18 protein-coding genes are annotated in these 22419 nt (G+C 57.7%); 8 read left to right on the top strand and 10 right to left on the bottom strand.

The window, feature by feature from the left end; genetic code table 11:
- Positions 1-6: 6 nt before the first annotated feature.
- From ubiE to ACFIOZ_RS17200, 7 genes are all read right to left on the bottom strand, one after another.
- On the bottom strand, positions 7-762 hold the full coding sequence (gene ubiE / locus ACFIOZ_RS17230; RefSeq protein WP_386079937.1) for a bifunctional demethylmenaquinone methyltransferase/2-methoxy-6-polyprenyl-1,4-benzoquinol methylase UbiE: 756 nt from the start codon (positions 760-762) through the stop codon (positions 7-9).
- Between the two features lie 150 nt (positions 763-912).
- Complete coding sequence (locus ACFIOZ_RS17225) at positions 913-1296, bottom strand: gamma-butyrobetaine hydroxylase-like domain-containing protein (protein ID WP_386079935.1); 384 nt, start codon at positions 1294-1296, stop codon at positions 913-915.
- Positions 1297-1408: 112 nt separating this feature from the next.
- Positions 1409-2731 carry an ATP-dependent protease ATPase subunit HslU gene (hslU, locus tag ACFIOZ_RS17220; protein WP_386079933.1) on the bottom strand — a complete coding sequence of 441 codons (1323 nt, stop codon included), beginning with the start codon at positions 2729-2731 and terminating at the stop codon, positions 1409-1411.
- Between the two features lie 51 nt (positions 2732-2782).
- Positions 2783-3316, bottom strand: coding sequence for an ATP-dependent protease subunit HslV (gene hslV / locus ACFIOZ_RS17215; RefSeq protein WP_007113850.1), 534 nt, complete (start codon positions 3314-3316; stop codon positions 2783-2785).
- Between the two features lie 144 nt (positions 3317-3460).
- Positions 3461-4189, bottom strand: coding sequence for an SPOR domain-containing protein (locus ACFIOZ_RS17210; RefSeq protein ID WP_386079932.1), 729 nt, complete (start codon positions 4187-4189; stop codon positions 3461-3463).
- A 3-nt stretch (positions 4190-4192) separates the two neighbouring features.
- Entirely contained in the window at positions 4193-5878 is a 1686-nt protein-coding gene (gene argS / locus ACFIOZ_RS17205; RefSeq protein ID WP_386079930.1) for an arginine--tRNA ligase, read from the bottom strand.
- A gap of 120 nt (positions 5879-5998) precedes the next feature.
- The gene (locus tag ACFIOZ_RS17200) at positions 5999-8197 is read right to left on the bottom strand and encodes a primosomal protein N' (RefSeq protein WP_386084129.1); all 2199 of its coding nucleotides are present in this window, start codon (positions 8195-8197) and stop codon (positions 5999-6001) included.
- Between the two features lie 267 nt (positions 8198-8464).
- Between ACFIOZ_RS17200 and rpmE the strand changes: the two genes are divergently transcribed.
- A complete protein-coding gene (gene rpmE, locus ACFIOZ_RS17195) occupies positions 8465-8680 on the top strand; it encodes a 50S ribosomal protein L31 (protein ID WP_081742600.1) in 216 nt (71 codons plus the stop codon).
- A 313-nt stretch (positions 8681-8993) separates the two neighbouring features.
- Positions 8994-10265 (top strand): malic enzyme-like NAD(P)-binding protein, encoded by a 1272-nt coding sequence (locus tag ACFIOZ_RS17190; RefSeq protein WP_386079928.1) that lies wholly within the window; start codon positions 8994-8996, stop codon positions 10263-10265.
- 71 nt (positions 10266-10336) lie between these two features.
- Here ACFIOZ_RS17190 and ACFIOZ_RS17185 read toward each other — a convergent pair whose 3' ends face one another.
- Complete coding sequence (locus tag ACFIOZ_RS17185; protein ID WP_386079927.1) at positions 10337-11155, bottom strand: acyl-CoA thioesterase; 819 nt, start codon at positions 11153-11155, stop codon at positions 10337-10339.
- 112 nt (positions 11156-11267) lie between these two features.
- Here ACFIOZ_RS17185 and tadA point away from each other — a divergent pair, with 112 nt between their 5' ends.
- Positions 11268-11738, top strand: coding sequence for a tRNA adenosine(34) deaminase TadA (gene tadA, locus ACFIOZ_RS17180; protein WP_386079925.1), 471 nt, complete (start codon positions 11268-11270; stop codon positions 11736-11738).
- Between the two features lie 10 nt (positions 11739-11748).
- Here the strand turns inward: tadA and mltF are convergent, their stop codons facing one another.
- Entirely contained in the window at positions 11749-13212 is a 1464-nt protein-coding gene (gene mltF, locus ACFIOZ_RS17175; RefSeq protein WP_386079923.1) for a membrane-bound lytic murein transglycosylase MltF, read from the bottom strand.
- 184 nt (positions 13213-13396) lie between these two features.
- Between mltF and purL the strand changes: the two genes are divergently transcribed.
- A complete protein-coding gene (gene purL, locus ACFIOZ_RS17170; RefSeq protein WP_386079921.1) occupies positions 13397-17359 on the top strand; it encodes a phosphoribosylformylglycinamidine synthase in 3963 nt (1320 codons plus the stop codon).
- 73 nt (positions 17360-17432) lie between these two features.
- Here purL and ACFIOZ_RS17165 read toward each other — a convergent pair whose 3' ends face one another.
- A complete protein-coding gene (locus ACFIOZ_RS17165; protein ID WP_386079920.1) occupies positions 17433-17672 on the bottom strand; it encodes a hypothetical protein in 240 nt (79 codons plus the stop codon).
- Between the two features lie 160 nt (positions 17673-17832).
- On the opposite strand from ACFIOZ_RS17165, the gene ACFIOZ_RS17160 reads away from it, so the two are divergent.
- The 4 genes from ACFIOZ_RS17160 (at position 17833) to rluB (ending at position 22324) form a co-directional block, all read left to right on the top strand.
- Positions 17833-19578 (top strand): DEAD/DEAH box helicase, encoded by a 1746-nt coding sequence (locus ACFIOZ_RS17160; protein ID WP_386084127.1) that lies wholly within the window; start codon positions 17833-17835, stop codon positions 19576-19578.
- A gap of 100 nt (positions 19579-19678) precedes the next feature.
- The gene (locus tag ACFIOZ_RS17155; RefSeq protein ID WP_386079918.1) at positions 19679-20629 is read left to right on the top strand and encodes a segregation and condensation protein A; all 951 of its coding nucleotides are present in this window, start codon (positions 19679-19681) and stop codon (positions 20627-20629) included.
- Complete coding sequence (gene scpB / locus ACFIOZ_RS17150) at positions 20626-21462, top strand: SMC-Scp complex subunit ScpB (RefSeq protein WP_386079917.1); 837 nt, start codon at positions 20626-20628, stop codon at positions 21460-21462. The genes ACFIOZ_RS17155 and scpB overlap by 4 nt, the downstream gene beginning before the upstream one ends.
- Entirely contained in the window at positions 21449-22324 is an 876-nt protein-coding gene (rluB, locus tag ACFIOZ_RS17145; RefSeq protein WP_386079915.1) for a 23S rRNA pseudouridine(2605) synthase RluB, read from the top strand. The genes scpB and rluB overlap by 14 nt, the downstream gene beginning before the upstream one ends.
- The last annotated feature ends 95 nt before the right edge of the window (positions 22325-22419 follow it).

Genomic DNA, 22419 nt, shown 5'->3' with positions numbered 1-22419 from the left:
AAAACGTCATAGCTTAATGCCGCGGTGCAGGGCCACGATACCGCCGGTCAGGTTGGTATACTCGACCCGCTCAAGCCCGGCCTCTTCCATCATGGCTTTGAGCGTCTCCTGATCCGGGTGCATGCGAATCGACTCCGCCAGGTAGCGATAGCTGTCACCGTCGCCCGCTACTAGCTCACCCATCTTGGGCAGCAGGCGGAAAGAGTACTCATCGTAGGCCTTGGAGAGCAGCAGATTGTTGGGCTTGGAGAACTCCAGCACCAGCAGGCGCCCACCGGGCTTGAGCACCCGGGCCATGGAGCGCAGCGCGGCGTCCTTGTCGGTGACGTTACGCAGGCCAAAGGCGATGGTGATGCAGTCGAAGCTGTTATCGGGAAACGGCAGGCTTTCGGCGTTGGCTTGCACATACTCGACGTTGCCGCCGACGCCGTTATCCATCAGTTTGTCGCGGCCAACTTTGAGCATTGAGGCATTGATATCGGCAAGTACCACTTTGCCCCGGGGGCCAACCATGCGGGAAAACTTGAGGGTTAAATCTCCGGTGCCGCCAGCGATATCCAGCACATGGTGGCCGGGGCGCACACCTGCGCGCTCGATGGTCATGCGCTTCCATATCCGGTGGATGCCCATGGACATCAGGTCGTTCATCACATCGTAGCGGGCCGCCACAGAGTGGAAAACATCGGCCACGCGGGAGGCTTTTTCTTCAACAGGGACTTCCTGAAAACCAAAGTCAGTGGTGCGTTTTTCTGTGGGGCTCATTGGGCAAGTAGCTCCCGAATTCGAGGCGGAGGCAAATCGACCCTACGTTTTTTGACCTAGGAGCCGACGCGATTAAAAGTTAATGCCATTGTAGCCTTCTCCACCCAGGCTTGTCTGCCCGGCTTCTTGTAAGGGGCCTGAGTCAGGTAGTCACAGTTGCTTGAACTGAATGCTGGCGGGCTCCCGTGAGGCTCCGGCCTCTTTTAAGCGCTGTAAGTAGTTGTTCCAGTAAGCCTCTTGATGGGTAGCGAGGTCATAGAGGTAGTTCCAGCTAAACAGGCCGCTGTCGTGACCATCGTCAAAGTGCAGCTTCAGTGCATAGTTACCCGCCTGGGTAATATTCTGTAGGCCGACATCTTTTTTGCCCACTTGCAGCACCGCGGAGTCGCCGCCGTGGCCACGGACTTCGGCAGAAGGTGAATAGACGCGTAACAACTCCACCGGGAGGCGAAAACTCTCCCCATTGGCGTAACCAAGTTCCAGCTCGCGGGCCTGCTTATGGTAGTGAACCCGGTTGGGGGTAGGAGCGTTCATGATGAGACCTCATCGCTAAGTGTCCATGGCTTACCAACATAGCAGCAAGCCCGCCAAGAGCGGGCTTGCTACTGCTGACTATACCAATGCTGATAATAACAGCAGACGCTGCTTACAAAATATACCGCGACAGATCTTCGTCGACGGCCAATTCGCCAAGCTGCGCATTGACGTAGTCACCGTCAATGACCAGCGGGCTCTCCATATCGCCGCCCCTGAAAGAGGCTTCCTCTAACAGTCGCTCCATCACTGTATGCAGGCGGCGGGCGCCGATATTCTCGGTGCCTTCGTTGACCTGCCAGGAGATCTGGGCGATACGCTCAATACCGTCGGTCGTAAACTCAACGTCCAGCCCTTCGGTGGCCAGCAGTGCTTGGTACTGCTTGGTCAGCGACGCGGAGGGCTCGGTGAGAATGCGCTTGAAGTCGTTGGGCGTTAGCGCGTCAAGCTCAACGCGAATCGGTAGACGACCCTGCAGCTCTGGAATGAGATCCGATGGGCGCGAGAGATGGAACGCACCAGAGGCGATAAACAGGATATGGTCGGTTTTAACCATACCGTACTTGGTCGAGACGGTGGAGCCCTCAATCAGCGGTAGTAGATCACGCTGGACACCTTCGCGGGAGACTTCGCCGCCGCTGGATTGGCCGCTGCCTTTAGCGACTTTATCGATCTCGTCCAGAAACACGATGCCGTGCTGTTCCACCGAGTAGACCGCACGGGCCTTGATCTCTTCTTCGTTGACCAGCTTGCCTGCTTCTTCATCGCGTAGCAGTACTAGCGCCTCTTTCACCGTAACGCGGCGATGTTCACGCTTCTGCTGGCCCATGTTGGAGAACATGCTCTGCAGCTGGTTGGTCATCTCCTCCATGCCCGGTGGGGTCATGATGTCGATGCCTGGGCCATGGGAGGCGATTTCGATATCGACCTCTTTATCGTCCAGTTGCCCTTCACGAAGCTTCTTACGGAAGGTTTGACGAGTACCGTTGTCTTCGCGCGGTTTATCTTCCTGACCCCGTGGTGGTGGCAGCAGGGCATCCAGTACGCGGTCTTCAGCCGCATCTTCGGCGCGGTGGCTAACTTCTTCTTTAGCCTGCTCGCGCACCATCTTGATCGCCGCTTCCATGAGGTCGCGAATAATCGACTCGACGTCGCGGCCCACATAGCCGACTTCGGTAAACTTGGTCGCTTCGACTTTAATAAAAGGCGCTTTGGCCAGCTTGGCCAGGCGGCGGGCAATCTCGGTTTTACCCACACCCGTCGGGCCAATCATTAAAATATTTTTAGGGGTGACTTCTGGGCGCAGGTCGTCATCAAGCTGCATACGGCGCCAACGGTTGCGCAGGGCGATTGCAACAGCGCGTTTGGCATCCTGCTGGCCAATAATATACTGGTCTAGAGCGTGAACAATTTCGCGGGGTGTCATCTGAGTCATATAAGTAACCTTTGTGTGCAGTGAGCGACGTTTGGAGATCGCGTCATTTGATTAGCGATCGTCAATCGACAGCTCTTCGAGGGTCACGTGGTGGTTGGTGAATACACAGATATCACCAGCGATTGAAAGCGACTTCTCGGTAATTTCACGCGCCGACAGTTCGGTGTTCTCCAGTAGCGCTCGTGCGCTGGCTTGGGCGAAATTGCCGCCCGAACCAATAGCAATAATGCCGCGCTCGGGCTCGACCACATCACCGTTGCCGGTAATGATCAGCGAGGCGCTATGATCCGCGACGGCGAGCAGTGCTTCCAGGCGGCGCAGCGCCCGATCAGTGCGCCAATCTTTGGCAAGTTCCACCGCTGCCTTGGTCAAATGGCCCTGGTACTTTTCCAGTTGCGCTTCAAAGCGTTCAAAAAGAGTGAACGCATCCGCCGTGCCGCCCGCAAAACCGGCCAGCACCTTACCGCGATAAAGGCGGCGTACTTTGCTGGCGTTACCCTTCATTACGGTATTGCCCAGCGATACTTGTCCGTCGCCAGCGAGGGCGACCTGGTTACCACGACGAACGGAGACAATAGTGGTCATGGAGATAACTCCTTGGGGGAGACGGAGACGCGCTCCCGATGACTGGCAGGCCACTCAACAAGCGACCATTGTTTAAGCGTTCACAACAAAATGCGGGCGGCTGATAAAAAATCAACCGCCCGCAGGGTTTTCAAAGTGGGATTATTAGTTTTGCAGCTGGATAAGTAGCGGCTCAATTCCTTGGGTGTTCATTAAATCCTGAGCTCGGTTCAACTCACGGGTATCTTCGTAAGGCCCCACTTGCACACGATGCCAAGTATTGCCATCCGCCTTTACTTCGCTGATTTCCGCCAGCAGGCTTAAATTGCGCAGTCGGCCGCGCAACTGTTCGGCGTCGCTTACCTCGCGAAATGAAGCCGCCTGAAGCATATAGCGCCCCGGGGTATTGGTGGCCGCTTCATTCTGCTGGGCTGTCGAGACCTGATCTTCAGGTCGGGTATTGGCGGCGATGACCTGGGCGATAGGGTCATCGCCCGAGGCCGCATCGCTATCGGCTGTTGGTTCGGGGGCTTCCGGACGCACAACGCTTGACGGCAGAGTGACGCCGGGGGCAATGACCTCGGTTTCCGGCAGTAGGGTATAAAACTCAAACGTTGGCATGGACGGCTCGGCGGCCTCCTCGGTTTCCCGAGCGGCTGCGCGCTCTTCGCTGCCCGAGGGCTTGGGCATCACCGTGGCCTGGGGAGTGTCGCTCGGCTGCTCTTGCCAGGGAGCGGTACCGTGCTGGTGCTGCGCCAAAAAGAAGCCTGCCGCCATACCGGCAAGGCCCCACAGCCAGCCGGGCAAGCGAAAGCCCCCGCCTGAGCTGCGCTTGGACTTGCGCTGCGAGGTGGCGCCGCGGCGGGGGGCAGGCTTTTTACGCGGGCTAGCCATTACTTACATCTCCTCTGGGGCGCTAACCCCCATTAAATCAAGCCCGTTGCGCAGCACTTGACGGGTGGCAAGGCCCAGCGCCAGACGGGTATTGCGCAGGGTGTCGTCCTCGACCATGACTTTGACGGCGTTGTAGCAGGTGTGGAAATCGCCAGCAAGATCAAGCAGGTACTGAGCAACCTGCTGGGGCTCGCGGTTTCTGGCGGCGGTTTCAACTACTTCAGGGAAGCGCGCTAGCCGGTTAAGTACGGCTTTCTCCTGGTCGCTGTCCAGCAGCGCCAGGTTGGCCAGTGCCAAGGCGTGATCAAACGGTTGGTCGGCATCCTGGGCTTTGCGCAGCATGCTGCAGACCCGGGCGTGGGCGTACTGGATGTAGTAGACCGGATTGTCGTTGGACTGGGAACGGGCCAGATCGATGTCAAAGGTGAGCTGTGAGTCGGCGCGGCGGGCGGCGAGGAAGAAGCGCGTGGCGTCGCGGCCCACTTCATCGATCAAGTCGCGCACGGTGACGTAGCTACCGGCACGCTTGGAGAGTTTCACCTCAACGCCAGAGCGAGTGACCATGACCATCTGATGGAGCACATAGTCGGGCCAGCCTTTGGGGATGCCCACCTCCAGAGCCTGTAAACCGGCGCGTACGCGGGTTACCGTGGAGTGGTGATCGGCGCCTTGTTCGTTAATCACGGTTTTGAAGCCGCGCTGCCACTTGTCCAGATGGTAGGCCACATCGGGGAGGAAGTAGGTGTAGCCGCCGTCGCGTTTGCGCATCACGCGATCTTTGTCATCGCCGAAGTCGGTGGTGCGTAGCCACATGGCGCCATCTTCTTCATAGGTATGGCCCGCGCTCACCAGTTTCTCAACGGTCGCCTCTACCTTACCCTCTTCATAGAGTGATGACTCCAGGAAGTAGACGTCAAACTCAACGCCGAAGGCTTTAAGATCCAGATCCTGTTCGCGACGCAGCCACGCCACGGCAAACGCTTGAATGGCGTCCAGGTCGTCAGGGTCGGCTTTGGCGGTGACTTTGCGGTCATCGGCACTGACTGTTTTACCCGCCAGGTAGTCGTTGGCCACATCGACGATATATTCGCCGCGATAGCCATCTTCGGGCCAGCTCTCATCGTCAGGGCCCAGGCCTTTGACCCGCGCTTGTACCGAGCGGGCCAGGTTGGTGATCTGGGCGCCAGCGTCGTTGTAGTAAAACTCACGGGTGACATCAAAACCGGTGGCTTCGAGCAGGCGGCATAGGCAGTCGCCAATCGCTGCGCCCCGACCATGGCCTACGTGGAGAGGGCCGGTGGGGTTGGCGGAAACGAACTCGACCTGAACCTTCTCACCTTTGCCCACCATGCTGCGGCCAAAGGTGTCGCCACAGTCAAGTACCTGAGCAACGATTTGCGCGGCGGCATCGGCGGCGGCAAAAAAGTTGATAAAGCCGGGGCCCGCAATCTCGGTTTTTTGAATGGCGTCGCTTTCTGGTAGCGCTTCAACCAGTGCGTTGGCTAGTTCACGCGGATTTTTGCCTGCCGGTTTGGCCAACATTAGCGCCAAGTTGGTGGCGTAATCGCCGTGGGCTTTGTCTTTGGTTGGATCCACTTTGATGGTGGGCTGAAGGTCGTTGGGCAGCACGCCTTGGTGCTTGAGCGCGGTGAGTGCGCCTTCGAGCAGTGAAACTATCGTATCTTTCATTGAGGTATCCGGTTACGTCTATGGCGGCGTGTGCTAACGCGCAGCAGTAAAGGTGCGTCGGCAAAGCGGCTATTATCGGCAATTGAGCCGCAGTTTCAAAGCCATGTTGCTAAACAAACGCTAAGCAAGGGTTTGTGGGTCGATATCAATCGACCAGCGTACCTTGCGTGCCTCGCGGTTGGCTTCAAGCCACTGCACCAGCCAGCTAACGGCAGGGTGTAGTTGGCTGCGTTTATGGGCTGTCAGCATAACGTGTAAATGGTAGCGGTTCTGGCGTCTTTCCATTGGGGCGGGCACCGGCCCCAGGCAACGGGTGGCGACGCCGCTCTCTTTTAACCACTGGCGCAGAGCCATGGCGGCTTGTTGCGCCATGGCTAAAGCGGCCTCCTCTTTGGGACTTTCGATGCGTAGCAGCGCCATAAAACAGAACGGGGGCAGCTGGGAAATGCGCCGCTCTTCCAGCATATTGCGTGCGAGTGCTCCATAGCCATGTTCGGCCAGTTGGCCCAAATGAGGGTCGTCGGGGTGCAGCGTTTGTACCAGCACGCGGCCTGGGTGAGCGGCGCGACCAGCCCGGCCCGCCACCTGTTCGAGCAGTTGGGCGCTGTGTTCCAGGGCGCGAAAATCAGCGGCGTAGAGGCCGCCATCGGCATTGACCACCACCACCAGCGTAACATGGGGTAGATGGTGGCCCTTGGCGAGCATTTGAGTGCCGACCAATACGCAGGGTTCACCCCGGTGTATCTCTTTAAGCACCTGCTCAAAGCTATCTTTTCGCCGCGTGCTGTCGCGGTCGATGCGGTAGATGGTGGTTTTGGGGAACAGCGTTTGCAGCGTCTCTTCGGTACGTTCTGTACCACTACCCAGGGCGCGTAGGTCACCGCTGCCGCACTCGGGGCAGGCATCCGGCAGGGCGCGGCGGCTATCGCAGTGGTGGCAAGCCAGTAAGGGAGGCTGGCGGTGTAGCGTCATGCGCGCGTCGCACTGATTACAATCGGCGATCCAGCCGCAGGCGTGGCAGGCAAGCGTTGGTGCAAAGCCGCGCCGGTTGATAAAAATCAGCACCTGCTTGCCTGCGCTCAAAGTGCTTTTAATAGCCTTGATGGCGCCAGGAAGCAGCCCTCCCTGGCGACGCTGGTGACGTAGGTCGATCAGCTCCAGCTTGGCCGGTGGGTGCTGGCTGGGGCGCTGGGTCAGACGCAGGTGGCGATAGGCGCCGCTAAGCGCCTGATGCAGACTCTCCAGCGAAGGGGTGGCGCTGCCCATCAGCAGTGGGATTTTATGGTAGTGAGCTCTCGCCACCGCTAAATCCCGGGCGTGGTAACGCAAGCCGTCGTGCTGCTTGTAGGAGCCGTCGTGCTCCTCGTCGACAATAATCGCCCCTGGGTTGGCCAGCGGGGTGAAAATTGCCGAGCGGGTGCCAATAATAATCAGCGCCCGACCGCTGGCGGCGGCCTCCCACACGTCTAGCCGCTCTGGGTCGGTTAGGCCCGAGTGCAGCGCCACCACAGGCACCCGAAAACGGTTTCTAAAGCGGGCAAGCGTCTGTGGCGTTAAGCCAATTTCCGGCACCAGTACCAGTGACTGTTTGCCTTTGGCGGCGATGGCTTCAATCAGTTGAAGATAAACTTCGGTTTTACCACTACCGGTCACGCCTTCGAGCAAGCAGGGGTGATAACTATCGAGCTTTTCGTGCAGCGCTGCCAGCGCCGTGGCCTGTTCGCGATTAAGGGGCAGGGCCGGTGTTGCCAGTAAGTTGCCGTTGGGCGCCGTTGGGGCAGTGAGGATGTGTTCCTGACTCGTGGCCAGGCCTTTTTTCTCCAGCGCTAATAGCTGGTCGCGGGCAAAACCGTGGGCGCTAACCGCACGGCCGGGCAACCCATGAGGGTGTTGGCGCAGCAACGCATACAGCTCGGCTTGTTTGGGGGCTCGGCTGAGTGTCTCTTCTGCGCCTTCGCCCTTGGCGAGCCATAGGGTTTGGGTGCGTCCCGCCATGGGATGCCCCTGGCGTAGCCGAGCTGGCATGGCGTGGTGAAGGGTGTCGCCCAGACTGTGCTGGTAGTAACGGGCGGCAAAGCGGCATAACCATAGCCAATCTTGCGGTAGCGGGGCATCATCAAGCGTTTCACTAATCGCCCGGAGTTGGCTGCGCGGCAGGTCGCTGCTGTCAGCCAGTTCGACTACCACGCCAACCACTTCGCGTCGCCCAAACGGCACCCGCACTCGCAGCCCCGGCTGCCAACCGCAGGGAGGTGTTTTCCGGGCGGGCAGGTAATCGAACAGGCGGCGCAGCGGCGAGGGCAGCGCTACTTTAAGCACCTGGTCGAGTGCTTGAGCAGATCTTTGAGACTCTCTTTGAGAGTATGCCTGTGAAGAAAAGGAGTCAGCCAATTGGCCTCCGGCGTTAGTTTTGCTAGAATATGCGACCGCTCTGAATCTTAACGGTCTTTATCAACGGTCTTTATCGATCTATTGTAAAGATCCATCGTAACGACAGAGCGGCTAACCGGTTAGTCGTTTTTCCAAACCCGTATGCGGTACCTGGCAAGAGATCAGGTGGCGGCATACAGCTTAGCGAGGCTCGAAATGAGACAAGGTATTCACCCGAATTACAACACGGTCACCGCCAGCTGTTCTTGCGGCGCCACTTTCCAGGTAGGTACGACCTCTGGTCAGGACTTCTCTTTGGATGTGTGCTCTAACTGCCACCCGTTCTACACCGGTAAGCAGAAGCAAGCGACCACTGGTGGCCGCGTAGAGCGCTTCAACAAGCGTTTCGGCGCTGCTGTTAAGCGCGGCTAATCCCAGTCGGATAGCCATATCGCCAGCCTGCCTGTTCAGAACAGGCGAAGCTCGCGCAAAACCCACGCCTCGGCGTGGGTTTTTGTTTTGTGGAAAAAAATTCCATAAATGCTGCCATGCAGCAATAAGTAAAGCGTTATGAATAAAGCCTGCTTGCATAAGTTTCTGCAAATAGTGGCTAAAAGTGACGAATATGAAGGTAAAATTCAGTTAAACGAGCGTTTTGTTGTAAGTTGACGGCGCGCTTGAGGCGCTGTGGTTTTTTCTATATTCTGAAACGACTTATCTACTTTATGTTAACTGGACTCTGACCATGACGGATGCAAATAAGCAGGCTGCTTTGGATTATCACGCGAAACCGATTCCCGGTAAGCTTTCGGTGGAGTTGACCAAACCTACTGCGACGGCACGGGATTTGGCACTGGCGTATAGTCCGGGCGTGGCTGAGCCAGTGATTGAAATCTCCCGGGATGCGGAAAATGCCTACCGCTATACCGGCAAGGGCAATCTGGTCGCCGTGATCACCGATGGCAGCGCTATTCTGGGGTTGGGTAATCTGGGGCCGCTGGCGAGCAAGCCGGTGATGGAAGGCAAAGGCGTGCTGTTCAAGTGCTTTGCTGGCATCAACTCAGTGGATATCGAAGTGGATGCGGAAAGCCCGCAGGCGTTTATCGATACCGTCGCGCGCATCGCCGATACCTGGGGTGGCATCAACCTGGAAGATATTAAGGCGCCGGAGTGCTTTGAAATTGAGAAAGCGCTAATTGAGCGCTGCAGCATCCCGGTCTTCCATGATGACCAGCACGGTACTGCGATTGTGACGGCGGCCGGCATGCTTAATGCGTTGGATATTGCGGGCAAAAAAATCGCAGACGTCAAGATTGTCTGCATGGGCGCAGGGGCGGCAGCGATCGCTTGCATGCGGCTGCTGGTCTCCTGTGGTGCAAGTAAAGAAAACTTGGTAATGCTGGATCGACGTGGCGTTATTCATACTGATCGCGAAGGTATCAACGAATATAAGGCTGAATTCGCCCGCGATACCGAGATGCGCACCTTAGACGATGCTATCGATAACGCTGACGTCTTTATCGGCCTGTCAGGCCCAGGGCTGCTCTCTGCTGAGCAAGTTAAGAAAATGGCGCCAGATCCAGTGATTTTTGCCTGCACTAACCCAGATCCAGAAATTCACCCTGACGTTGCCCGTGAAGCGCGCCCTGATGTGATTATGGCGACCGGCCGTTCGGACTTTCCAAATCAGGTCAACAACGTGCTGGGTTTCCCGTTTATCTTCCGTGGCGCTTTAGATGTTCGCGCCACGCGCATTAACGAGGAGATGAAGCTGGCCGCGGTGCATGCCTTGAAAGACCTGGCCCGCGAGCCAGTGCCCCAGGAAGTGCTGGACGCCTACGAGCGCACCGAGATGAGTTTTGGTCGCGAGTACATCATTCCCACGCCGGTCGATATTCGCCTGCTGGCGCGGGTCACCTCGGCGGTGGCGCAAGCCGCGGTTGATTCTGGGGTCGCCCGTAAGCCTTTCCCTGCGCACTACCCGCTGCAGTCAATTAATGACGTTTATGGCGGCTAAGAGGCTTTGCCTTGATGCGTTGATTTACGCCCGCTGCTTAGCGGGCGTAAATGTTTTGAGAGATATTTCATTTAGTCCTGCGAGTAGCGTGTTAACCCTTCCTGAGCGGTGGAGGCTACCAAGTGGCCATCGCGGCTGTAAATATGCCCACGCGCCAGCCCGCGAGCTCCGCCTGCCCAGGGGGAGTCGATAACGTACAGCAGCCAGTCGTCCAGCCGGGTGTCTTGATGGAGCCAAAGGGCATGATCAAGGCTGGCAATGCGTAGGTTGGGGTCTCGGTACGCGATGCCATGAGGAATCAGACTGGTGGTCAGTAGATTGAAGTCAGAAGCGTAGGAAAGCAGATGGCGGTGCAGCGCCGGGTCGTCTGGCAGCGCGCCGGAAAGTCGAAACCATAAGCATTGGCCTGCTGGCGTGCCGTTGTCGGGGTTGCCAGGTAAATGCACAAACTCAATGGGGTGGCCTGGAAAGCGTTCGTGCTTGGCTTCGCCGCTCTCGATTAATGCTTCAGGGGTGGCTACCTCTGGCATGGTGCGCTGATGGCTAAAGCTCGCCTCTTCGCTTTGAAAGGAGGCGCTACAGAAGAAGATGGGGCGGCCTTTTTGAATGGCGGTAACGCGGCGGGTAGTGAAGCTGCCACCATCGCGAATGGTATCCACTTGATAGACAACGGGGCGGTGGGGGTCGCCGGGACGCAAAAAATAGCCGTGTTGAGAGTGGGGGCGGCGTTCAGTGGGCACTGTGCGCGTGGCGGCTGCAAGCGCTTGGCCGAGTACTTGGCCACCATAGAGCTGAGGAAAGCCCAGATCCTGACTCTGACCACGATACAGCGTCTCTTCCAGTGTCTCTAGCTCTAGTAACGCTACCAGTTTATTCAGCGCGTCTGTCATTCTCGGTATCCTTGCGGCTGTCTCTATAAAAGGCTGTCGGTTGACGTGAGTTGCCACGGCAAGGGCAGCCCTTTCATACGATCGTTTAGCTACCTTAGCGGAGTTTACGTTTATGCGCAGCGATGAGTTTTACATGTACCGGGCGCTTGACCAAGCCCATCTTGCTGCTGCGGCAGGTGAGGTGCCCGTAGGGGCGATCGTTGTCGATGCGCAGGGGGAAATCATAGGCGTCGGCTGCAACGCCCCGGTGGCTAGCTGCGACCCTAGCAGCCACGCGGAAGTTCGTGCTCTGCGCGAGGCGGGGCAGCAGCAGGGTAACTATCGCCTTGAAGGCTGCACGCTATTTGTCACCTTAGAGCCGTGCATGATGTGCGCTGGGGCGATGATCCATGCACGTCTAGCTCGTTTGGTTTATGGTGCCGCCGAACCTCGGGCGGGCATGGTCGAATCCAAGGCTAACCTGTTGGCGCAGCCGTGGTTTAACCATCAGATATTGGTGACCGGTGGCGTGTTGGCATCAGCTTCGCAAAAATTGCTAAAAAGCTTTTTTGCCGCACGGCGCGAGCAACTGAACCAGAAATAGTTAAGAAGCGTTAATTAAGCGGCGGCACAAGCTCGAACAATAGCAGTGGATCATCGTTAACAGGCGTTTGTTCTAATTGAAAAAACTGCTGGCGGCTACGCTCGACATACTCAATCATTTCGTAGTAGCGACGGATGTTGCGTACGTATATTACCGGCTCACCGCCCCGGGCGTAGCCGTGACGCGTTTGGCTATGCCATTCACGCTGTTGCAAGAGAGGGAGCGCGGCGCGCACATCCGCCCAGCTGTCGGGGTTACCAGCGCGCATTTCGGCGATCTTGCGAGCGTCGTATAAATGCCCCAGGCCCACGTTGTAAGCAGCCATTGCCATAAACAACCGGTCATCGCCGGTGATGCTTTCCGGTAAGCGATCTTTGATGCTGCGTAAATAGCGGGCACCGCCATCAATGCTCTGGGCTGGATCGGTACGGTCACTGATGCCCATCTCACTGGCGGTGGGGTTGGTCAGCATCATCAATCCGCGCACCCCCGTTGGCGAGACTGCATCCGGATCCCAGTGAGACTCCTGGTAGCCCACGGCCGCGAGTAACTTCCAATCAAACCCCGTTTCCCGAGCAGACTGCTGAAAGAGGTCTCTGTAACGGGGCAAGCGCGCGTCCAGGTGATCAAGAAAGGTACGGGTGCCGACATACTCTAAATAGTCGTCATGGCCAAAGTAGCGGCTTACCAGCCGATCGAGTGTGCCGCTTTCCTGCAGGTCTTGGAGGAAATGATTAGCGGCCTCAAGGAGTCCTAGGCCGCGACCACTGGGCACCGCCCACGCCATGGAGAGCGGGTCGCCAAGGATAAAGCCGCGTTCAACGTTAGGAAAAAACAGCCGGTTTAAACGGAATTGATGCTCAAAAATAACCGCTGCGTCCAGGGTGCCGTTCTCAACCCGGGCCAGTAGTTCGGCGACTTCCAGTTCGTGGGACTCTTTCCAGCTCAGGGTGGGATAGCGATGCTGGAGGTCGCGCAGAGCTTCGCTAGTACCCGCTTCGCTAAGCGTGCCAAGCTCCAGGCCGACCAGATCGTTCGGCTCGCTGATGCCATTAAGTCCTCGCCGGTAGACGACCAGCGGCTGCATTTGAATAATCGGCCGGGTGTAGTAAATGCCGGAAGGGTTGGGTAGCAGCGGTAGCGCTGCAGCGCCCAGGTCGCCACTCTCACGTACCGCCGGTAGCACACTCTCAGGGTGGTGGCGGGCGTTAAGGTTAAGACTCACCCCAAGGTAATCGGCAAAACGGTGCATCAGCTCATACTCAAAGCCGGTAGGCCCTTGGCGACCCTCGTAATAAGTAGTGGGTGTATTACGGGTGTGGACGGTAATAAAATCTTTTGCCGTGATCTGCGTCAGGTGCTCGCCGGGGGGAATCAGGGAGAGAGTCGGCACCAGCGTCAAAAGCGTAATAGCTATCAGCGCATAATAAGCGCTGGCTCGGGCTACAAAGTGTCGGCAAATCAACGTCAGCATGGGGTCTTGTCGGCATGAAACAAGCTGCCACGATACCCAGCCAGGGGCAGGCTGTCACCTTGTTGATTTCGTGTGGCGGGTGGTTTCCAGTATCATAGGCAATTTTCGGCACCATAAAAGCATGGCCGCATAGCGGCCCGGTGATTTCCCTGCTCGAATTTCCCTGCTCTAGAGGCTTCAGGATATGCTCGAACTGCGAGGCGCGCCCGCCCTTTCTGCCTTCCGTCATGCTCGGCTGTTAACGGTGCTGCGTGAACGTGTCCCCGAGGTGGAGGCGCTGTCTGCCCACTATGTTCATTTTATTGATGTTCACGCCCATGACCACCGCGAGGAGTTGGATGACGCTGCCCGCGAACGTTTGGTGCAACTATTGGACTATGTGCCGAGCCATGGCACCCAATCGAACGAAGAGGTTCTTGCGCGTGCCCAGCGTTTTTTAGTGGTGCCGCGCCTAGGTACCCAATCACCCTGGTCGTCAAAAGCTACTGATATTGCCCATAACTGTGGCTTGCGCCAAGTTAGTCGCATCGAGCGCGGCATCGATTATCGGGTCGGCTTTACCACTATGCCGGATGAAGAGGGGTTGAGCGCACTAGCGGCTCTGCTGCACGACCGTATGACTGAAACAGTGTTGGCTGATGCTTCGGACGCTGCCAAGCTGTTTACCCAACACGACCCGGCGCCGCTGGGCAGTGTGGATATTCTTGAGGGGGGCCGGGAGGCGCTGGCAACCGCCAATCAGGCGTTGGGGTTGGCGCTGGCAGAAGATGAAATCGACTACCTTGTTGATGCTTTCAATGAGTTGGGGCGTAACCCCAGCGACGTTGAGCTGATGATGTTTGCTCAGGCCAACTCTGAGCACTGCCGTCACAAAATCTTCAACGCCGATTGGGTGATCGATGGCGAGCCGCAGAGTCACTCGCTGTTTAAGATGATCAAGAACACCTTTGCCTCCTCGCCTGACAATGTCCTCTCGGCTTACAGCGATAATGCCGCTGTTATTAAGGGCAGCCAGGCTGGGCGCTTCTTTGCGACGCCGTTGACGGGCACTGACGACGAGCGCGCACTCTACACCACTCATCAGGAGCCCATCCATATCCTGATGAAGGTAGAGACCCATAACCACCCCACCGCGATTGCACCTTTCCCGGGAGCGGCGACCGGTTCCGGTGGTGAGATACGCGACGAAGGTGCCACCGGCATTGGCGGCAAACCCAAAGCGGGTCTTTCGGGCTATACCGTCTCCAACCTACGCATCCCTGAGTTTGTGCAACCGTGGGAGGCGTTTGATTATGGCAAGCCAGAGCGAATGCAGTCGGCGCTTAACATTATGCTTGACGGCCCCATTGGCGGCGCGGCCTTCAATAACGAGTTTGGCCGCCCTAACCTAACCGGCTACTTCCGTACCTACGAGCAGGAGTCGCTTAACGAGGGCGGCATCGAGCGGCGAGGCTTCCATAAGCCGATTATGCTTGCTGGCGGTTATGGCAATATTCGTGCCCACCATGTTCAGAAGGGCGATATCCCTGTTGGTGGCAAGCTGATTGTGATGGGCGGCCCAGCGATGCTAATTGGCCTGGGCGGCGGGGCAGCCTCCAGCATGGCATCCGGCACCTCCAGCGCTGACCTCGATTTCGCCTCGGTACAGCGTGAAAACCCGGAGATCGAGCGCCGTGCTCAAGAGGTGATCGACCGCTGCTGGGCGCTGGGCGATCACAACCCGATTCGTTTTATCCACGATGTGGGCGCCGGTGGTCTCTCCAACGCACTGCCTGAGCTGGTTAAAGATGGCAATCGCGGCGGCCGATTTGATCTGCGCGCGGTACCTAATGCCGAGCCGGGCATGAGCCCGCTGGAAATCTGGTGTAACGAAGCGCAAGAGCGCTACGTGCTCGCCGTTGCGCCTGAAGATTTAGACACCTTTGATGCCCTCTGCAAGCGCGAGCGCTGCCCCTATGCAGTGGTCGGAGAAGCACTGGAAGCGCACCATCTTGAAGTACGCGATGGCCACTTTGATAGTAAGCCGGTTGACTTACCGATGAGTGTGCTGTTTGGCAAAGCGCCTAAGATGCAACGCGAATTCGAGCGTCACGATCCGGAGCTTTCGGGGGTAATGCTCGATAACCTCGACTTGCGCGAAGCGCTGGATCGGGTGCTGCGTCTGCCCACCGTGGCCTCAAAAAGTTTCCTGATCACCATTGGTGACCGCTCGATTACCGGCCAAGTTGCTCGCGACCAAATGGTGGGCCCCTGGCAGGTGCCGGTGGCCGATGTAGCGGTGACCACGGCCAGCTTTGATACCCACACGGGGGAAGCCATGGCCATGGGGGAGCGCCCGCCGGTGGCGCTAATCAACCCTGCTGCCAGCGCCCGCTTGGCGGTTGCCGAAGCGATTACCAATCTAGCGGCAGCACCGATTGCCAAACTGAGCGATATCAAGCTCTCCGCTAACTGGATGAGCGCGGCTGACCACCCTGGTGAAAACCAGGCGTTGTATGACGCTGTGTATGCGGTGGGTATGGAGATGTGCCCGGCCCTGGGCATTGCCATCCCCGTGGGCAAAGACTCCATGTCGATGCGCACTTCCTGGGTCGATGAGAAAGAGGAGGGCGAACACGAAGACAAAAGCGTCACCTCACCGCTCTCGCTGGTAGTCACCGGCTTTGCCCCGGTGACGGATGCATTGGCGACGCTAACGCCGCAGATCAATCTGGATCAGGATGAGTCGGATCTGATTTTGATCGACCTGGGCAATGGTCAGAATCGCTTGGGCGGCTCCGCCTTGGCACAGGTATACGGCCAAGTGGGTAACGACTGCCCCGATGTGGACGATCCAGAAGATATCAAGGCGTTCTTCGAAGTCATTCAGGGCCTTAACCGCGACGGCAAGCTGCTGGCCTATCACGATCGTAGCGACGGCGGCCTGCTGGTCACGCTGCTGGAGATGGCCTTTGCCGCCCATGCCGGGCTTGAGATCAAGCTCGACTGGATGATCGATGAGCCGGTGGAGGCGTTGAATGCGCTGTTCTCGGAAGAGCTGGGTGCAGTGATTCAAGTCAATCGGGAACACACTGAAGAAGTGCTGGCGCAGTTTGCTGTGGCGGGTATCGAAACCTGCGGCGTCATTGCTCGCCCGCGTTACGACGACCAGGTGCGCGTCACACTGTTTGAAGAGCCCTTGCTGGAAACCACGCGCCAGCTTACCCAACGTACCTGGACAGAAACCAGCTACCGGATGCAGGCGCTGCGCGACAACCCCGAATGCGCCAAGAACGAATACGACAATCTGCTCGATAGCCGCGATCCAGGGCTCTCCGCAACGCCCACCTTTGATATTAATGACGATATCAGTGCGCCGTTCATTAATACTACCAGGCCCGCCATGGCCGTGCTTCGCGAGCAGGGTGTCAATGGCCAGGTTGAAATGGCCTGGGCCTTTGATAAGGCTGGGTTTGACGCCGTGGATGTGCATATGAGCGACATTCTGGAGGGGCGCGTTTCGCTGGAAGAGTTTAAAGGCCTGGTGGCCTGTGGCGGCTTCTCCTATGGCGACGTGCTGGGCGCCGGCGGTGGTTGGGCCAAGTCGGTGCTGTTTAACGAGCGTGCGCGGGCGCAATTTGCGGCCTTCTTCGCTCGTGAGGACAGCTTCTCGCTGGGCGTGTGTAACGGTTGCCAGATGCTGTCGCAGTTGAAATCGCTGATTCCCGGCGCGGAAAACTGGCCGACCTTTGTGCGCAATGAATCTGAGCAGTTTGAGGCGCGGGTTTCCATGGTACGGGTTGAAAAGAGTCCCTCGATTCTGCTCGCCGGTATGGAAGGCTCTCAGCTGCCCATCGCCGTGGCCCATGGCGAAGGGCAGGCGGCGTTCCGCGATAGCGCGCACCTGCGCAGCATGCAGTCGAGCAGCCAAATCGCGCTGCGCTACATCGATAACTATGGACAGGCCACCACACGTTACCCGGCTAACCCCAACGGCTCGCCTGCGGGCATTACCGGTCTAACCACGCCGGATGGCCGAGTGACCATTATGATGCCCCACCCCGAGCGCGTTGCACGGGCGGTCACCAACTCCTGGCGTCCGGCAGAGTGGATCGAAGATGGCGCTTGGCTACGGCTGTTCCGCAACGCAAGGGTGTGGCTCAACTGAACCCGGTGATGCTCCCTGCAGGGCGATGAGACTTAACGGCGGCTTTGGCCGCCGTTAACTATTAAGCCAATGGTTAAGAGGGCGGTTGGGGCGCGCTCGCAGGTGTATCTTCTGCGCCTGTTAGCGATAGCCCTAGCTTTGCCTCCAGGGTTTCAAGCTCTAGCCGGTAGCGCTCAACGAGGTACTCGAAGCGTCCAAAATCGTGCCCGCAATCCATACAGAACACATGGGCTTGATCACGACGTGTGGCGGGCAAGCGTTTTAAGCGGCTACCGCACTCCGGGCATTCAGGGCTGAAATGGTTGGTTGTCATGGCTCACCTCACTATTATCTTCTCGCGGATAGACGGTGCGAGTTCAGGGATTATTTAAACCATCATTACTACGACGCGACTAAAGTCGTAATAGTTCAATAGCGGGCTAATTAATTTGCCGACACTTAACTCCTCGCAAGCCTCCTCTGTAACGCCACAGCTGCGCCCCTATCAGATGGACGCGGTAAAGCGTGTGGTGGTGCACTTCCGTGCTTCCAGCGATCCTGCTTTGGTAGTGCTGCCTACCGGTAGCGGGAAATCGCTGGTCATTGCTGAGTTAGCGCGTTTGGCGAGGGGGCGGGTGCTGGTGCTTGCCCATGTGCGCGAGCTTGTGGAGCAGAACCACGCAAAGTACCAGGCCTATGGGCTTGAAGCGGATATTTTTAGCGCCGGTTTAAAGCGTAAGGAGGCCAGTCGCCAAGTGGTGTTTGGCTCGGTGCAGTCGGTGGTGCGTAACCTGGCGAGTTTTAATGATGCCAATTTTACCCTACTGGTGATCGACGAAAGTCATCGCGTATCGCTCAACGAAGACGCCAGCTACCGCCAAGTGATCGAGCATTTGCGACAGCACAATCCGCAACTGAAGATACTTGGCTTAACGGCGACCCCTTATCGCTTGGGGCAAGGGTTTATCTACTATCGCCACCATCACGGCATGGTGCGAGGCAGTGAAGAGAGCTTTTTCCGCGACTGTGTGTTTGAACAGCCACTCCGCCTGATGGTCAAGCAGGGCTATCTCGCCGAACCCAAGCGCATGGATATGGCCATTGAAGGCTACGATTTTTCTGCACTGAAACCATCATCCAGCGGTCTGTTTCAGGAGGAGGAGCTCAATCGCGTGGTGGCGGGCAGCCGGGCGACGCCGGGAATTATCGGGCAAATCGTCGAGCGTGCGGTTGAGCGCCAGGGGGTGATGATTTTTGCCGCTACTGTGGCCCACGCCGAAGAGATCATGAGGTATCTACCCAGGGGAGAGGCGACGTTAATTACCGGTGCAACACCTTCCCAGGAGCGCACCGCGCTGATTGATGCCTTTAAAGCACGGCAGCTTAAATACCTGGTGAACGTGGCGGTGCTGACCACCGGTTTCGATGCGCCTCATGTGGATTTGATCGCTATTTTGAGACCTACCGAATCGGTGAGTCTTTATCAGCAGATGGTGGGCAGAGGGCTGCGCCTCTCGCCGGGGAAAAGTGACTGCCTGATTCTGGACTATGCCGGTAACCCTTGGGATATTTTTGCCCCAGAAGTGGGCGAGCCCAAGCCGGATAGCGACAGCGAACCGGTTCAGGTTGAATGTCCGGCTTGCGGTCATGCCAATCTTTACTGGGGTAAGCGCGACGGTGATTTAGTGATTGAGCACTTTGGACGCCGTTGTCAGGGGCTGGTTGAAGATGATGAAGGAAAGCGGCGCCAGTGTGAGTTTCGGTTCCGTTTCAAAGTCTGCGATGAGTGCGGTGCCGAGAATGATATTGCTGCCCGCCGCTGCCACGGTTGCGAAAAACTACTGGTGGACGCGGATGATAAGCTCAAGGACGCCTTAAAGCTGAAAGACGCCAAGGTATTGCGGGTCAGCGGTATGCAGCTGGAAGCAACGACTAATGGTCGTGGTCTGCCGCGCTTAAAAGTCACCTATCACGACGAGGACGGCACCCATCTGGCCGAGTGGTTTGCGCTGGAAACTCCGGCCCAGCGGCGCGCCTTCTACGCCGCCTTTCTACGCTATCATCTGCGCGCACCGGGAGGTAAATGGCAGCCGCTAAGCGCTGAGGAGGTTGTCGCCGAGCAGCGCCGCCTGCGCCACCCAGATTTTGTCGTAGGCCGCAAAGTGGGGCGCCATTTCCAAATCCGTGACAAGCTGTTTGACTATGCAGGCCGCTACCGCAAAGCGGTGGAGGCGGGGTAGTACGCTTGTGCAGACTTTCTAATAGGACGACGCGAATGCTGACGACTTTGCTAAACTGTTCGCTTGTGCCGATTTCCACTTTTCAAGAGAGCCGACCCGCGTGAGCGAGACGCCAAGCATTAATGTCGACATAGAAACATCTGATTCTCAGCCTAATGAGCCTGTGCAGATGTCGTTTGGGCGTCTGTTTAATGAGCCGATTACGCAAATGCCGGAGGATCTGTATATTCCTCCGGAAGCACTGCGGGTCTTCCTGGAAACCTTTGAAGGGCCGCTGGATCTGCTGCTCTACCTGATTCGCCGCCAGAATCTGGACATTCTGACCATTAACGTGGCCACCATCACCCACCAGTACATCGAGTATGTGGAGCTGATGAAAGCCATGGAGATTGAGCTGGCAGGGGAGTACCTGCTAATGGCCGCCATGCTGGCGGAAATCAAGTCGCGGACGCTGCTGCCGCGCCCGCCTAAAGCAGAGGGCGAGGATGAAGAGGATCCCCGCGCCGAGCTTATCCGTCGCCTACAAGAGTATGAACGCCTAAAAGAAGCGGCAGAAACGCTGGATACACTGCCGCGTATGGGGCGTGACTGGTTTAGCGTGCAGGCGGGCTTACCACCATTGGAATCCCGGGTAATTCATCCTGAGGTGGAGCTGGATGAGCTGCTCAGCGCGCTCTCCGATGTGCTCAGGCGTGCCGAACTGGTGCAAGCTCACCAGATCAGTCGAGAGGTGCTCTCTACCCGCGAGCGCATGCTCAAAATTATGGAGCAGCTAAGTCTCGACGACGCCCAGCAGCGCTATACCCCCTTTGAGGCGCTGTTTACGCTGGAAGAGGGGCGTGCAGGCGTGGTGGTCACCTTTATGGCCATTTTAGAGCTAGCTAAAGAGTCCATGATTGAAATTGTCCAAAATGCCCCGCTGTCACCGATTCACGTGCGCGCACGGCGTGCTGCGCTGACAGATGGTGAGGAGAGTGCTTTTGATGAGGGCGAAATAGAAGGTGATGCCTATGGTGAGTCTGCTTTTGAACCGGACGAGGAGACGTCATGAGTGAGGCCGTCACCGCAGTAGACGACATTATTGAAGCGGCCCTGCTGGCCGCTGGCGAACCACTGCCTCTTGAACGCCTGGAAACGCTTTTTCTGGAGGACGAATGCCCCACGCGCAAGGAGTTTCGTGACATTCTTGAGCGCTTGCAGCAACGCCATTCGGGGGGCGCGCTTGAGCTGTTAGAGACCGTTTCGGGCTATCAGCTGCGTATTCGCCCGAGGCTTTCCCAGTGGGTGTCGCGGTTGTGGGACGAGCGCCCTCAGCGCTACTCCCGGGCGCTGCTGGAAACGCTGGCGTTAATCGCCTACCGGCAGCCGGTAACGCGAGGTGATATCGAAGAGGTGCGTGGGGTCAGCGTGAGTAGCTCAATCATGCGCACCCTCGCAGAGCGTGGCTGGATTCGTGTGGTCGGTCATCGTGATGTGCCCGGTCGGCCGGCGGTCTATGCCACCACGCGCAGCTTTTTGGACGATTTTGGCTTAAAGACCCTCGATGCGCTGCCGCCCATGCATACGCTTTCGAGCTGGGACGAGAACGAACTACCTGAAGAGCCAGGAGTGACGAAGGATACGGACATTCAGGAACAAAATGGCCCCGGTTCAGAGCATGAAGCACTGGACGAAACGAGCGAAACCGTGCAGGATGCGCCTCCCCAGAACGATGAGTTAAGCTCGGCTGAACCCGCCGAGACCCACGCCGAGACGGCGTTAACCCAGCCGTTGAGTTTTGCCGACCTACAGGCCCGGCTCGCGGCACGTGCCAAGCGCCAACAAGATGAGCGCGAAAGCACGCAGACTACCGATGTGAGGTCAGACGACCATGAGTCAGAGTAATAACACCACGCCCCCTACCAGCGAAAAGCTGCAAAAAGTTTTGGCCCGTGCAGGCCTTGGCTCGCGGCGTGAGATGGAAACGGCGATTTCCGCCGGCCGGGTTAAAGTGAATAGCCAGGTGGCCAAGCTGGGCGACCGCGTGGAAGCGCGGGACAAAGTCAGTTTTGATGACCGTCCAGTGACACTGCGCCCCGAAGAAGAAGTGCCACGCCGGGTGATTATGTACAACAAGCCGGAAGGCGAGCTGTGCACCCGGAAAGACCCGGAGGGTCGCCGCACGGTATTTGACCGCTTGCCGCGCCTGAAAGGCGAACGCTGGATTGCCATTGGCCGTTTGGATATCAATACCAGCGGCTTACTGCTGTTCACCACCGATGGCGAATTAGCCAACCGCTTGATGCACCCCTCTACCCAGGTGGAGCGGGAGTACGCGGTTCGTGTGATGGGAGAGGTGAAGCGCGAACATATCCTGGCAATGGTCGATGGCGTGATGCTGGAGGATGGCCCGGCGCGTTTTACCGATGTGCAGGAGTTTGGTGGTGAAGGCATCAACACCTGGTTCCACGTGGTGATTCTGGAAGGTCGTAATCGTGAAGTACGGCGTCTTTGGGAGTCCCAGGCGCTGACGGTGAGTCGCCTTAAACGCGTGCGTTACGGCAATATCTTCCTTGATAAGCGGGCGAAAGCCGGCGAATGGGTCGAGCTTAATCAGGATGAGGTGGATGACTTGGCCACGCTGGCTAACTTAGAGACCCGCAAAGTGCCGGCCCTGACGCCGGATGAGAAGAATCGCTGGAACCGCGATAAGCACAAGCGTAAGCCGGTGCAGGCGCTGCGCAAACCGAAAAGCAAGGCGCGCTAAACGCGCTTTGTAGAGCCCTTTGAACCTCTTGGTGGTCAGCCGTTAGCGGTTAGAGTGATAAGCGCCCCTGTCAGCATGGAGTGACGCTGGCAGGG

The organism is Vreelandella sp. F11 (assembly GCF_042466685.1).
GTDB lineage: Bacteria > Pseudomonadota > Gammaproteobacteria > Pseudomonadales > Halomonadaceae > Vreelandella.
This window is presented reverse-complemented; position numbering and strand designations above follow the sequence as displayed.

What these genes read in the sequence shown, in the direction of transcription:
- tadA (WP_386079925.1), top strand. Translation starts at nt 11,268, where the DNA reads ATGCGCAGCGATGAGTTTTACATGTACCGGGCGCTTGACCAAGCCCAT.
- ubiE (WP_386079937.1), bottom strand. Translation starts at nt 762, where the DNA reads ATGAGCCCCACAGAAAAACGCACCACTGACTTTGGTTTTCAGGAAGTC.
- argS (WP_386079930.1), bottom strand. Translation starts at nt 5,878, where the DNA reads ATGAAAGATACGATAGTTTCACTGCTCGAAGGCGCACTCACCGCGCTC.
- hslU (WP_386079933.1), bottom strand. Translation starts at nt 2,731, where the DNA reads ATGACTCAGATGACACCCCGCGAAATTGTTCACGCTCTAGACCAGTAT.
- rpmE (WP_081742600.1), top strand. Translation starts at nt 8,465, where the DNA reads ATGAGACAAGGTATTCACCCGAATTACAACACGGTCACCGCCAGCTGT.
- ACFIOZ_RS17210 (WP_386079932.1), bottom strand. Translation starts at nt 4,189, where the DNA reads ATGGCTAGCCCGCGTAAAAAGCCTGCCCCCCGCCGCGGCGCCACCTCG.
- scpB (WP_386079917.1), top strand. Translation starts at nt 20,626, where the DNA reads ATGAGTGAGGCCGTCACCGCAGTAGACGACATTATTGAAGCGGCCCTG.
- ACFIOZ_RS17165 (WP_386079920.1), bottom strand. Translation starts at nt 17,672, where the DNA reads ATGACAACCAACCATTTCAGCCCTGAATGCCCGGAGTGCGGTAGCCGC.
- rluB (WP_386079915.1), top strand. Translation starts at nt 21,449, where the DNA reads ATGAGTCAGAGTAATAACACCACGCCCCCTACCAGCGAAAAGCTGCAA.
- mltF (WP_386079923.1), bottom strand. Translation starts at nt 13,212, where the DNA reads ATGCTGACGTTGATTTGCCGACACTTTGTAGCCCGAGCCAGCGCTTAT.
- ACFIOZ_RS17190 (WP_386079928.1), top strand. Translation starts at nt 8,994, where the DNA reads ATGACGGATGCAAATAAGCAGGCTGCTTTGGATTATCACGCGAAACCG.
- purL (WP_386079921.1), top strand. Translation starts at nt 13,397, where the DNA reads ATGCTCGAACTGCGAGGCGCGCCCGCCCTTTCTGCCTTCCGTCATGCT.
- hslV (WP_007113850.1), bottom strand. Translation starts at nt 3,316, where the DNA reads ATGACCACTATTGTCTCCGTTCGTCGTGGTAACCAGGTCGCCCTCGCT.
- ACFIOZ_RS17185 (WP_386079927.1), bottom strand. Translation starts at nt 11,155, where the DNA reads ATGACAGACGCGCTGAATAAACTGGTAGCGTTACTAGAGCTAGAGACA.
- ACFIOZ_RS17225 (WP_386079935.1), bottom strand. Translation starts at nt 1,296, where the DNA reads ATGAACGCTCCTACCCCCAACCGGGTTCACTACCATAAGCAGGCCCGC.